Below are 13123 nucleotides of genomic sequence, written 5' to 3'. Positions count from 1 at the left end.
CGATCTTCGGACGCGCGATCAAACCTCACCAGAAAGCGATGAGGCGAGTCGATGAACCACGGCTTTGGTCTGCGGAATAATAGCGTAAGGGCTAGGGGAGGACGCGCTTAACAGGAGAGAGGGATATCGCTCAAAGGTGCTCCGCATCCTTCGGATGCGAAGCTCATAGAGAGAGGTCAGGCCGATTCGCTGACTAATTCGCTGACTAATTCGCTGACTGAGCAAGCAAGCGCGCGCTGCTCCACCGACTCAGTTCCGTTGCCGGCGCCACGCAACAACCCGGCGCTCGCCTGCAATGAACAACGGGCGCGCGAGCGCTTCAAATACATGCTCGGCGTCATGCCGCAGAAGCGCTTGAAATGCCGGGCGAAATGACTCTGGTCGAAGAACCCGACTTCAGCCGCCACCACCGATCCCGGCACGCCCGCCAGCAACAATGCTTGCGCACGCTCGATCCGTAGTCCGCATAAGTAGCGATACGGTGAAGAACCAAATTGTTGCCGGAACGCGGTCGCGAATCGCGACACGCTAAGCGCCGACAACTCGGCAAGTTGGGCAAGCGTGACGGGTTCATCGAAGTGCGCCTCGATGAACGCCCGTGCTTCAGTCAGCGGCATCGCTTGCTTCATGACGCCACCACAGGCTGAGCTTGCGAGGCAGAGGCAGACGCAGAAGCAGAAGCAGCCGCAAACGCCGCGAACCGGCTGATCGAAAACGGCTCAAGCGGAATGGGTGTACTGCCGGTATCGATCAACTCGGCCAGCGTCTCGCCTACGCCCGGGCCAATCTGGAATCCCGAGCCGCTAAAGCCGAACGCATAGAACAGACCGTCGGTCGTTGAGCTCCGCCCGATCACCGGCTCGCTGTCGGGCAGGTAGCCTTCCACTCCGCTCCAGACCCGGATAATGTGAAGCGGAGCCATCGAAGGTACCAGGCGGCGCAGTTGCGCGATCTGACGCACGGTGTTGATTGGCAGCACGGAGGCGCGTCGCGTCACGGCATCGGCGGGACCGGGCGGCCCGCCACCTATGATGATGTTGCCGCGCGGAATCTGGCGGAAGTAGATGCCCTCCTGCTTGATCGATGTGTACACGCCTATCGACGCCTTGAAGACATACGGCACGGGTTCGGTGACCGACATTTGCGGTCCGCTTGCACGCAGCGGCACCGGCTCGCCGAACTGCTCAGTGAGCCGGCTTGCCCACGCGCCCGCACAAATCACGAGCTGCGCTGCCCGATACACGACGCCTGCCGTGGTCTCCACGCGAAAACCATCGCCATCCTTTTCAACATGCGCGATCTCCGTGTGCTCCACCACTTGCGCGCCAAGACGCGCTGCCGCACGGCCGAAGGCGGGTGCTGCGAGGCGCGGGTTCGCATGACCATCGAGCGGCGAGATGGAAGCGGCCAGCACTTCGCGGCCAAGAAAAGGGAAGCGATCGAACATCGCCCGGCCGTGCAGCACTTCCAGTTCGAGACCGTAGGCGCGAGCATCGGCGGCGTAGCGATCGAAGGTATCCGCATCGTGTGCGTGATAACAGACCCGGGTATGACTCGACGGCAAGAATTCGACGTCGTCGCCCAGCAGTTCCTTCGAACGCTGCCACGTATTGAGCGCGCGATTCGCCATAGCAAGTTGCGGCAGCGCACGCCCTTGCCTGCGGATGCCGCCGAAGTTGACGCCGCTCGCTTGCTGACCCGTCAGGCCGCGCTCGAGCAGGATCACGGAACAAGCGGGGTTGCGGCGTCGCAGGAAAAACGCGGTGGTCGTGCCCATGATGCCGCCGCCGATCACGATCACATCGGCTCGGCGTTCAGCTTGATGAGCGACTTGTTGTGATGTGGTCATTCGCTCGCCTCCTCTTCCTCGACCAACGCCACAGGCAACGGCTTCACGGGCGCCTGTCCACGCAGCCGCCCTACAGAAGCCAGCGGCACCGATGCCGCCGCCGCGATCACTTCCGCTCCTGCGTGAGCGCAGAAGCGGCCCTGGCACCGGCCCATGCCCACACGCGAAAACGCCTTGGCGCGATTCGCTTCCTTCGCGCCGGTTTCGCGCACCACACGACGTAATTCACCCGCGGTGATGGCTTCGCAACGGCACACGATAGTCTCGTCCGGCAGCATGCCCGCGAACCGGGCCGGCCATGGAAAGGCCGCACGCAAACCGGCCGCGAAGCGGCTGAAGACCTTCAGTTGTTCTCGCAAGGCCGAGAGCCCTTCGACCTTCAAGCCGCCATCCTGCATGGCAGCGAGCGCGGCGAGACGGCCCGATCGTTCGGCGGCATCGGCGCCGCGAATACGCGCGCCATCGCCCGCCAGATAGACGCCCTTGACGCTGCTGCGGCCGTCTTCATCGGTAGCGGGAAGCCATTGCTGCGCGGCTTCATCGAAAGAAAATTCGCAGCCGGCCAGATCGGCGAGCTGCGTTTCAGGGCGCAAGTGATAACCCAGCGCGACCGCGTCGCAGGCCACCTTCATGGGCATGCCGCTTTGCAGCGCGACCTCGACGTGGCTCACGCCGTGCTCCGGTGAACCGCTTATTTCCAGCGGCCGCACGCCGCGATACACCCGCACCCGCGCTTTCCTCAGCACTCCCATCAAAGCGATGCCTTTCTTCAGCGCGGCGGGAATGGCGAGCAGCCTCGGCAACGCACCGAGCCGTTGTAAAAGCGTGGAGGTATCGAAGACAGCGGACACCGCCGCGCCCGCTTTCACATACTGCGCAGCGACAAGGTAAAGCAGCGGCCCGGTGCCCATCAGCACGACTCGCGAACCGATCGAGCACCCCTGCGACTTCAGCGCGACCTGCGCACCGCCCAGGCTATACGTGCCGGCGTACTGCCAGCCTTTGACCGGCATCAGCCGGTCCGTTGCGCCGCTGCAAATGATCAGCGAATCGAATTCGAGTGTACGGTAGGACGTTGCGCTGACAACATGCACGGCGTTCGCCGAGATGTTCCAGACGAGCGTTTCAGGCAGGTAGTCGATACGGCTCTTGAGCGCGTCGAAGCTCTGATGGAGGGCCGCCGCGCGCGCACTTTCGGTGCCATAGAGCGTGTCATAAGAGCGTGTGAACCCCTCCGGCTGGCGTCGATAAATCTGCCCGCCATCCCGCCGCCCTTCATCTATCACGGTAGGCCGCAGACCCGCTTCGACCAGCGCCTCGGCTGCCCGCACGCCTGCCGGCCCCGTGCCGATCACGATTACCCGCGCGGCCATACACCCTCCCCGGCTGTAGCCAGTTGCGTGACGATCGACATCCCCTCTACCGCCGGCGTTGTGCACGCACGCAACCGGTCGCCGTCGGCGGTCCAGACCCAGCAATCCTGGCATGCGCCCATCAGGCAGAAACCTGCGCGCCTGCCATCGCCGAACTCGGAGTCGCGCAAGGTCCTCGTGCCGGTCAGCAACGCGACCATCAGCGTGTCGCCAACGGCCGCCTGCCGCGCCACGCCATCGACCGTAATCACAAACGTCTTGCGCCCCGTTTCCGCCAGCCGCACGAACCGTCCGCTCATGCTTCGACCGCCTCGATTGTCTGGAGCCGGCTCAGCTCGGCCGTTGAATGGTGGCAAAGAATTTCCGCGCCCGAAGGCAGCTTCTTCATGGCAGGCGGCGTGGCGTTGCATTTACCGTCGATACGAACCGGACAACGCGCCCTGAAGCTGCACAGCTCGGCTATGTCAGCGCTTTCGCCCATCTGCGGCAACGCGGCGATGCCGATCAGGCGGCGTGCGTCGAGCCAGCCGGGTTTCAGCTCCGGCACGGAGTCGACCAGCAAGCCTGTGTACGGGTGATAGGGCGGCGCCGCGAGCACGTCGCGCTCGCCCGCCTCTACGCGATGCCCCGCGTACAGCACGATCACTTCGTCGCAGATCGAACGCACCGTCGAGATGTCGTGGCTGATGAACATGTACGACACACCCAGCTCACGCCGCAGTTCCGCGAGCAGGTCGAGAATCGCCGCACCGACCACGGTGTCGAGCGCGGACGTCACTTCGTCGCAGAGGATCAGCGCGGGGTCCGCTGCAAGCGCACGCGCCAGGTTGACACGCTGCTTCTGGCCGCCCGACAAACCGCCCGGCGTGCGCTGTGCAATCGATGCCGGCAGCTTGACCAGATCGAGCAGTTCCATCGTCCGCTTGCGTGCCGCCGACCCGCGCAGATGATGATAAAAAGCGAGCGGCCGGCTGAGGATATCGGCAATGGTATGGCTCGGGTTCAACGCGGTATCGGCGTTCTGGAACACGATCTGGATCTGCCGGTATTGATCAGGAGTCCGCTTCGATAGCTGAGCCGGGAGCGGTTTGCCGTCGAAGAAAACTTCGCCGCGCGCCCGGTCCACCAGACCCGCTACGACGCGAGCGAGCGTCGTCTTGCCTGAACCCGATTCTCCGATCACACCCAGCGTACTGCCGCGAGGAATGGAAAGGCTCACATCGTCGAGCACGCGCACGGCAGGCGCGCCGTAGCGGTCGATACGGCCATAACCCGCCGCCAGCCCGCGGATTTCAAGCAAGGGCGGCGCGAGTTTCTGCGCCGCGGTCTGCACCGACAACACCGGCTCCGGCCGCCGCGTGGCGGCGAGCAGTTGCTGCGTGTAGGCATCGGCGGGGGCGTCGAGCACTTGCGCCACCAGACCATTTTCTTTCACCCGGCCGCCGTTCAGCACGACGATCCGGTCCGCCATTTGAGCGACCACCGCCAGATCATGCGACACGTAGATAGCGGTCGTGCCCAGCTCGCGAATCACCTTCTTGAACGCCGCGAGCACTTCGATCTGCGTGGTCACATCGAGTGCGGTCGTCGGCTCGTCGAACACCACTACCGCAGGATCCGTAATCAGCGCCATGGCCGCCATCAGGCGCTGCAACTGCCCGCCCGAGACCTGGTGCGGATAGCGCTCGCCAATCGTGTCCGCTTCCGGCAACGCCAGCGCACGAAACAACTCGATCGCCTTGCGACGTGCCGCGTCCTTCGTCATGAGCCGATGCAGCAGCGCCGGTTCCGTCACCTGATCGATAATCGTGCGCGCCGGATTGAACCCGGAAGATGCGCTTTGCGCCACATAGGCCACGGTCCGGGCACGCAGCGCGCGGCGGCCTTGCTGGTCGAGTTCAAGCACTTCGGTCTCACCGATACGCACCGACCCGCCGCTAATGGAGCAGCCTTGCCGCGCATAGCCCAGCAGCGCCAGTGCGATCGTCGTCTTGCCGGAACCCGACTCGCCGATCAGCGCCAGCACTTCGCCTTTCTTCACCGAAAAGTCGACGCCCTTGACGATCTCCGTCACCGCATCGGGTGCGGCGCCTGCCACCACACGCAAGCCCTTCACTTGAATCATGTCGATTGTGGGGGCGGTCATTGCGCAGCTCCTTGCCCGCGGCCGCCGCGGCGGCGCAGGTTATCGATCAGCAGGTTCACGCCAATGGTCAGCGTCGCGATCGCGATGGCCGGCATCATGACCGCAGGCGCCCCTTCAGACAGCCCGCCGATGTTCTCGCGCACGAGCGAGCCCCAGTCGGCATTGGGCGGCTGCACCCCGAGGCCAAGGAAACTCAGGCCGCTGAGCAGCAATACGATGAACACGAAGCGCAGGCCGAAGTCGGCGAGCATCGGATGGATCATGTTGGGCAGCACTTCCACGCGCGCGATGTAGAACAGCCGTTCGCCGCGAGCCCGCGCGACCTGCACGTATTCGAGCGTCATCAGGTTGACCGCGAGCGAGCGCGAGATGCGGAACGCGCCGGGTATGTAGGCGAGCGCGGCGACACCCATCAGCATGGGGATCGACGAACCAAACGCGGCGATCACGACCAGCGCGAGCACCTTGCTCGGAATGGAGATCAACGCGTCGAACAGGCGGCTCAGGATTTCATCGACCCAGCGGCCCGACACCGCGGCGATCAAGCCGAAGCACGTGCCGATGAGACTCGCCATCAACGCCGCGGCCAACGCCAGCCCGACCGTATAGCGCGTGCCGTAGAGAATCCGGCTCAGCATGTCGCGGCCGAGATAGTCGGTGCCCAGCAGGAACGCGTGGCTTGAACCCGCGAATACATCGACGGACGACAGCGCCCCGCTTTTGTAAGGCGCAATCCACGGGCCGATGACCGCAATGACCATCCAGAATACGACCAGCACGAGGCCGATCAAACCAAGTACGGAGAAGCGCCGGTGCAGCCGTTTCAGCATGCCCGGTTTCGGCCCGGCAAGCTCAGGCTCCGGCACGGCCGGTTCATTGACGATTTCATCGAGGCCCATGTCTTCGAGACCCATTTCGTAGAGCTCAGTGCCGGGATGGTGAATGGAGGAGTTGGCGGGTCGGTTCATCGTTGACGCAGCCTCGGGTTGGATACGATTTGAGCAAGATCTGCTATCAGCACGAGCAGCAGGTAAGCCGCGCAGAACACCATGACGCAGCCCTGCACGAGCGGCATGTCGCGGTTCGTGACGGCGTCGACCATAAGGCTGGCGAGGCCCGGATAGTTGAAGATCGACTCGACAATCACCACGCCGCCGAACAGGTACGACAGGCTCAACGCCACCGCATTCGCGATCGGGCCAATGGTGTTCGGCAGCACGTGGCGCAGGACCACGCGCATGGGAGACGCGCCCTTCAGGATCGCCATCTCGACATACGATGCATTGAGCTGGTCGAGCACTGCGGCGCGGGTCATGCGCGCCATCTGCGCGACGAGCACGCAGCACAGCGTCATGACGGGCATGGCGTAGATCCGCAACAGGCCGCCGAACGACGACACCTCGGACAGATACGACAACGCGGGCAACCAGCGCAGCTTCACGGCGAACACCAGCACGGCGATGGTCGCGATCAGGAACTCGGGCACGGCGACCGTGGACAGCGTCAGCACGTTAAGCACGCGATCGAGGAGCGAGCCGCGAAACATCGCCGACGAGATACCGATAATCAGCGCGACCGGGACGGACACCAGCGCGGTGAGTCCGGCCAGCACGAGCGAGTTCGGCAAACGCGTGGCGATCAGCTGACTGACCGGCAAGCTATTCGACAACGACGTACCGAAGTTACCGGTGACGACCAGGTAGAGCCACTCGAAGTAGCGCTGCAAGGCCGGCTGGTCGAGCCCGAACTGGTGGCGCAATGCTGCCACCGCTTCGGGTGTGGCGGCCTGCCCGAGCGCCTGCTGCGCGGCGTCGCCGGGGAGCAGCCCCGTAATGCCGAACACCACTGCCGAGACAATCAGCAGCGTGAGCAGTGCGAGGCCCAGGCGAGCAGCAATAAGTCGTGACGCGTGTGCTTTCATAATCCGCCTCCGGGGTTGAAACGGCACGCCCCGCGCGGGCGGCGTGCTTTTACTGCCTGATTCAAGGGGCCACCAGGACCCGCTTCAGCTTTCCAGCCAGACGTGCTCCGCGAACATGAAGCCCATGAGGCCTGCCAGCGGAATCGAACCCAGGCCCTTGAGCTTGGTCGTGTATCCGTCGATCGAACTCTGGAACATCGGAATGCCGACACCGCCGTTCTCGTGCACCAGCACCTGCATGTCGCCGTAGATCTGCTTGCGCTTGGCGTCGTCCGGTTCGCCGCGCGCCGCGAGCAGCATCTGGTCGAACTTCGGGCTCTTCCAGTTCGCTTCGTTCCATGGTGCGTCCGACTTGAAGAACTGGGTGAACAGCACGTCGGCGCTTGGGCGAGCATTGATATTGCCGAAGCCGAGCGGATGTTTCATCCAGTGGTTCGACCAGTAGCCGTCAGCGGGCACACGCGTGACCTGCAGGTTCAGGCCCGCTGCGGGCGCGGCCTGCTGCAGCAACACGGCCATTTCGACTGAGCCGTCAGCCGCCGGTGATGCAAAGATCTGCACGGGCGTGCTGCCCACTTTCGCCTTCTGGAAGTAGAACTTGGCCTTCTCCGGATCGTAGGGACGTTGGGGAATACCGTGCATGTAGTACTTGTTGGTCGGATCGATCGGCTGGTCGTTGGCGATCGTGCCGAAACCCTGGAACACGGCGCGGCGAATCTGCTCGCGGTCCATGAGATAGAACATACCCCGACGAAAATCGTCGTTGCCGGAAATCCCGCCGTCGTCGCGAACAATCAGGTCCGTGTACTGGCCCGTCTTCGTCTCCAGCACGGTGAAACCCGGCGTGCCCTTGATGCGGCCCGTCGAACGCGGGCTGATCGCGTTGATCAGTTGCACGTCGCCGGAAAGCAGCGCATTCACGCGCGCGGATTCGTCGCCGATGCCAATCAGCTCGACTTCGTCCAGATGCGGCATGCCCGGCTTCCAGTAGTTCTCGTTCTTCACGCCAACCGTGCGCACGCCCGGCGAGAAGTCCTTGATCTTGAAGGGACCGGTGCCAACAGCGGTCTTGAAGTCGGTCGTGCCGTCCTTGATGATAAGAAAGTGCGAGGTCGCCAGGATCACCGGCAGGTCGGCATTCGCGCCTTCCAGCGTGATGGTGACTTCATTCGGGCCCGTGGCTTTCGCTTCCTTGATCTGGTCGGCGAGGGTCTTGGCCTTCGATGCCGTTGCCGGGTCCTTATGGCGCATCAGCGAATAGATCACGTCGGCGGGCGTCAGCGCCTTGCCGTCGTGGAATTGCACGCCGCTACGCAGCTTCACGACCCACACGGTCGCGTCTTTTGTTTCCAGCGATTCCGCCAGCGCCATCTTCGCGCCGAGATGCGAATCCAGTTCGGTCAGCCCGCTGTAGACCATGAATGCACGCACGTAGTCCGTGCCAAGCGCGCCCTTGGCCGGATCCAGCGTATCCGCGGCGGACGCGGACTGCGTCGCCACGCGGATCTTGCCGCCCTGCTTCGGCTTCGCCTGGGCGAACGCAGCGCCGCTCGCGGTGAGCAACCCTGCTCCGGTGAGCGATGCCATGCCGGCCGCCGTCAGCGCGCGCAGCACCTCGCGCCGTGACGCGCCCCGGCGCGTCAGGCGCTCGAGTTCGGTCACTTCAGTCCCGGCTGGGGCATCGGCGTGTTGCAGATTTTCTTGTTTCATTGAGACTTCTCCGCGAGGGTGGCTGGGTTGGTTTTGGTTTATTCAAGCTTGCATAACAGGGGGCGAAGGGGGCGAGGCTGTAAGGCTAAGAAATCAATAAAACACGTCCTTGATGCGGTAGTACGTGCCGACCAGTGGCAGGAACCAGGGCTTGCCCGTGTGGCCGGGAATCGCGGGCCACTCGAATTCACGCCACGGATTCGCGCTCTCGCGGCCGTCGATCACATCGGCCATCACCTGTCCCATGTGCGTGGACATCTGGGTGCCGTGGCCGCTATAACCCATCGAAAAATAGATGCCTTCATGCTGGCCCGCACGCGGCAGCCGGTCCGCGGTGATATCGACGAGACCACCCCAGCAATAATCGATACGCGCCTGCGCCAGCGCCGGGAACATCGCAGCGAGCCCGTCCTGCAGGATGCGTCCGCTCTTCGCGTCCGAGGGCTGCTCGGAGGCCGTGAAGCGTGCGCGGCCGCCGTAGAGCAAACGCGAATCGGGCGTGATGCGGAAATAGTTGTGCATCAGGCGCGACGTCGTGTATGCGCGGAGATTCGGAAAGACCTGGTTGATCAGCTCGACCGGCAACGGCTCGGTCACCACGATGAAAGAACCCACGGGCGCCAAGCGTCGCCGGTACCAGCCGAACGGCCCTTGCCGCGACGGTCCGGTCGCGATCAACACCTGCCTGGCGCGAACTTCGCCCCGCGCCGATACGATCCGATACCCGCCGCCAGCAGCCTTTTCTATCGACGTCACGGGTGCGTTCTCGTAGAGCTTCGCGCCGTGACGTGCAGCGGCGTCCGCGAGACCGACGGTGAACTTGCCCATGTGCATCTGGCCGCCATGCCGCTGCAGCAGGCCGCCAAAAAAACTGTCCGACTGCACTTCAGTCGAGATCCGGTCGCGGCTGATGATCTCGATGTCGGCATCGACTTCACGCCGGATCACTTCCGCCGTCTTCTCGAGATGCGCGAGATGATGCGGCTTGGACGCGAGCTTCAGCTTCCCCGACGCAAGGTAATCACAATCAATCTGCTCCTCGCGGATCAGGCGTTCGACGGTATCGACCGCGGCCGCATACGCCCGGTAACACCCACGCGCCTTCTCCACGCCAAGCTGCTCGACCAGCGCGGCGAAGTCCTGCGCAACACCGGTATTGACCTGACCGCCATTGCGTCCCGACGCGCCGCCGCCGATCCGGCCGGCGTCCAGCACCACCACAGATGCTCCGCGTTTGCCGAGCGCCAGCGCCGCCGACAATCCCGTGAAGCCCGCTCCGACCACGGCCACGTCGACATGACCATCGACCGGACCAGAGCTCGTTGAAAGCAGCGGCGGTGCGGTGTCGAGCCAGTAGGAGTCGAGCTTCATAGGGCGGCTTATAGAGTGGCTTACAGGCCGAGCAGCGTGGCGAGATGCGGAATGTCGTCGACTTCGGTGTACTCGTAGTACGGCGTCGACGGTTCATGGCCGCGCTTGACGAACGCCTTGTGCTTCACGCCCATGTCGTGTGCGGTCATCAGGTCATAGCGCAGGCTCGACGACACGTGCAGCACGTCTTCCGGGTTGCAGTTCAACTGGTCGAACATGTACTCGAAGCCTTGCATGCGCGGCTTGTACGACTGCGCCTGCTCGGCGGTGAACACAGCATGGAACGGCGCGCCGAGCTTGTCGACGTTGCTCTGGATCTGGTTGTTCGACGCATTCGACAGGATCACCAGCTTGTACTTCTTCGCCAGGCGCGAGAGGCCTTCCGGCACGTCCGGATGCGGACCCCAGGTGGGCACGGCGGTGTAGAACGTTTCTGCCTTGGCTTCATCGAATTCGACGTTCATGCGTTTGCAGGCCCGCTTGAACGCGTTCACGATCACATCGCGATACGGCTTCCATGCGCCGAGCACTTCATCGCGGCGATACCCTGAGAAGAAGGCGATCAGCTTGTCCATGTCGGGGCCGCTCAGCACGTCGCCGTACATTTCGCGCGTCATGTCGGCGAGGCGGAATTTGGTCAGAGTGCCGTAGCAATCGAAGGTGATGTACTTCGGTTCGAATTCGATCATGGTGATAGTCCTATCGTTGGTATGAACCCGCGAGGGGTTCAGTGGCGAAAACAGGAAAGCGCATTCCTGTATGAGATTTAATCAGCGCAAAAACAAAGATGTCCCTGATTCGCGCAATCCAAAAACATAAAACATGCGTTTTGCGGGGTGTCCGTAGCACAGTCTGCGGTTGGGCTTCAGGCCCCCTCGCGGCCTCAGGGTTTGCCCTTCCTTTCGTATGCCCGGGCGGGCTCGGGCCCACGGATCTACTCGCGCAGATCGATCAGCACGCTCTTGAAGCGAAGGTTCGCTTCGTAAGCCTGGCGGCCGAGATCCTTGCCGATACCCGAGCGTTTGTAACCGCCCGTCGGGATCATGAAGTCGGACGTCCTGCCGTAGCGGTTCACCCATACCGTGCCGGCTTCCAGGCCACGGACCAGCCGCAGCGCACGGCCAAGGTCCCCTGTGTGCACGCCGGCCGCGAGACCATAGTCGGGGTGCTGCGCGAGCGCGAGCGCTTCTTCTTCAGTGTCGAAGGTTTGCAGGGTCAGCACGGGCCCGAATACTTCCTCGCGAACCGCTTCCGATTGCTGGGTCACGCCGCTCAGCAGCGTTGGCGCATAAAACGAGCCGGCACCGCCGCCATCGGCCCGTGCGCCGCCGCAGCGCAGGGTCGCGCCACCGGCGAGCGTGCGTCCGACGATCGCTTCGATACGCGCCGCCTGCGGTTCCGAGATGATCGGCGAGAGCGTCGTGCCGGGCGTCCAGGTCGCACCCGCTTTCAGTTCGCTGAAGACCGCCTGGATGCGTTCGGCCAGCGGCTCCGCGAGCGACCGCTCGACCAGCAGCCGCGAACCTGCGACGCACACCTGGCCTGCGTTACCCGAAATGGCCCCGGCGATACGGCGCGCGACAGCGTCGAGACGCGGGGCATCGGCGAAAACGATTTGCGGGCTTTTGCCGCCCAGTTCCAGCGTGACCGGCTTGGTGCCCGTTTCGGCGCACGCGGCCATGATGGCCGCACCGGTGCGCGTGGAACCGGTGAACGTGACCTTGGAGATTTTCGGATGCCGCACGAGCGCGTCGCCTGTCGTGCGGCCATCGCCTTGCACGACGTTGAAAATGCCCGCCGGAATGCCGGCGCGGATGGCGAGTTCGGCTAGGCGCAGCACCGAGAACGGCGTCATTTCGGAGGGCTTCAGGACGACGGCATTGCCGGCCGCGAGCGCCGGCGCGATCTTCCACGATGCCATCACCAACGGAAAATTCCACGGGGCGATAGCGCCGATCACGCCATACGGTTCGGCGATCGTCATGCCCAGGTGATCGTGATCGGTGGCGGCCACGTCGCCGCCGATCTTGTCGGCGAACTCCGCGTAGAAGCGGATGCCTTCGGCGGTGAACGGCACGTCCCAGGCGGTGGCATCGCGGATCGGGCGGGTTGAACCGAGCGCTTCCAGGGGGCCGAGGGTGTCGACATCGGCCGCGATCAGATCGGCGAAACGGCGCAGGATCCGGGCGCGTTCGCGCGGCGGCATGGTGCGCCAGCCGCTTGCGCGGAATGCCTGCCATGCGTTCTCGACCGCGCGGTCGATCATCTCCGCGTCCGCGAGCGGCACCGATGCATACACCGCGCCGTCCGACGGGCGCGCGACCTCGATGCGGCGTGCGCCTTCATCCACATATTCGCCGCCGATGAAATGGCCGCTGCGCACGGTGACGGCGGCGGGATCGAAGCTATCCATATAGAGGTCCTTTGAGTAGCGGTGCCGGGAGCGGTGGCAGAAGCGGTGGCAAAAGCGGCCGCGGATGCTGCGCGACCTTATGAAATCGTAGGGCCAGGTGCGCAGCATTTATCGCCGACAAAAACAGCGGCTCGGCAGATCGCACGCGTTATGAGGGCGCCGACATGCCGTTTTGCATTGAAGTTGGTGCGAAGTGGGTGCGACCCGGGTTTGGGGTCGTTTCATGAAAAGATCGTCCTAGTCACGTTCGTTGTGGGATGCGAGAGTGGCGGCGTGAAACCTGAGCTTGAGTTGAGGTTGAGTTGAGCTTGATAGAAGAAGGCCTGAAGGAAGGTTGCTG

The 13123-nt window shown here is 63.7% G+C and carries 11 protein-coding genes; all 11 read right to left on the bottom strand.

Features of this window, described 5'->3' with window-relative positions:
- Positions 1-176: 176 nt before the first annotated feature.
- Entirely contained in the window at positions 177-629 is a 453-nt protein-coding gene (locus tag ACSOSP_RS28935; protein WP_455311885.1) for a helix-turn-helix domain-containing protein, read from the bottom strand.
- The gene (locus ACSOSP_RS28930) at positions 626-1849 is read right to left on the bottom strand and encodes an NAD(P)/FAD-dependent oxidoreductase (RefSeq protein ID WP_455311884.1); all 1224 of its coding nucleotides are present in this window, start codon (positions 1847-1849) and stop codon (positions 626-628) included. The genes ACSOSP_RS28935 and ACSOSP_RS28930 overlap by 4 nt, the downstream gene beginning before the upstream one ends.
- Positions 1846-3222: an FAD-dependent oxidoreductase gene (locus tag ACSOSP_RS28925; RefSeq protein WP_455311883.1), complete on the bottom strand. Its 1377-nt coding sequence runs from the start codon at positions 3220-3222 to the stop codon at positions 1846-1848. Before ACSOSP_RS28925 ends, ACSOSP_RS28930 begins: the two co-directional genes overlap by 4 nt.
- Positions 3207-3521: a (2Fe-2S)-binding protein gene (locus ACSOSP_RS28920; protein ID WP_455311881.1), complete on the bottom strand. Its 315-nt coding sequence runs from the start codon at positions 3519-3521 to the stop codon at positions 3207-3209. The genes ACSOSP_RS28925 and ACSOSP_RS28920 overlap by 16 nt, the downstream gene beginning before the upstream one ends.
- Complete coding sequence (locus tag ACSOSP_RS28915) at positions 3518-5368, bottom strand: ABC transporter ATP-binding protein (protein WP_455311880.1); 1851 nt, start codon at positions 5366-5368, stop codon at positions 3518-3520. The genes ACSOSP_RS28920 and ACSOSP_RS28915 overlap by 4 nt, the downstream gene beginning before the upstream one ends.
- Positions 5365-6336 carry an ABC transporter permease gene (locus tag ACSOSP_RS28910; RefSeq protein WP_455311879.1) on the bottom strand — a complete coding sequence of 324 codons (972 nt, stop codon included), beginning with the start codon at positions 6334-6336 and terminating at the stop codon, positions 5365-5367. The genes ACSOSP_RS28915 and ACSOSP_RS28910 overlap by 4 nt, the downstream gene beginning before the upstream one ends.
- Entirely contained in the window at positions 6333-7289 is a 957-nt protein-coding gene (locus tag ACSOSP_RS28905; protein ID WP_455311878.1) for an ABC transporter permease, read from the bottom strand. Before ACSOSP_RS28905 ends, ACSOSP_RS28910 begins: the two co-directional genes overlap by 4 nt.
- Before the next feature lie 84 nt (positions 7290-7373).
- Positions 7374-8999, bottom strand: a complete 1626-nt coding sequence (locus ACSOSP_RS28900) for an ABC transporter substrate-binding protein (protein ID WP_455311877.1) — start codon at positions 8997-8999, stop codon at positions 7374-7376.
- 93 nt (positions 9000-9092) lie between these two features.
- Entirely contained in the window at positions 9093-10370 is a 1278-nt protein-coding gene (locus ACSOSP_RS28895; protein WP_455311876.1) for an NAD(P)/FAD-dependent oxidoreductase, read from the bottom strand.
- A 20-nt stretch (positions 10371-10390) separates the two neighbouring features.
- Positions 10391-11059: a haloacid dehalogenase type II gene (locus tag ACSOSP_RS28890; protein ID WP_301787489.1), complete on the bottom strand. Its 669-nt coding sequence runs from the start codon at positions 11057-11059 to the stop codon at positions 10391-10393.
- Between the two features lie 245 nt (positions 11060-11304).
- Complete coding sequence (locus ACSOSP_RS28885; RefSeq protein WP_455311874.1) at positions 11305-12783, bottom strand: aldehyde dehydrogenase family protein; 1479 nt, start codon at positions 12781-12783, stop codon at positions 11305-11307.
- Positions 12784-13123 lie beyond the last annotated feature (340 nt).

The sequence above is a fragment of the Caballeronia sp. KNU42 genome (genome assembly GCF_053760385.1).
Note: the sequence above shows the minus strand (reverse complement) of the source record. Positions and strands in the feature narration are given on the sequence as shown.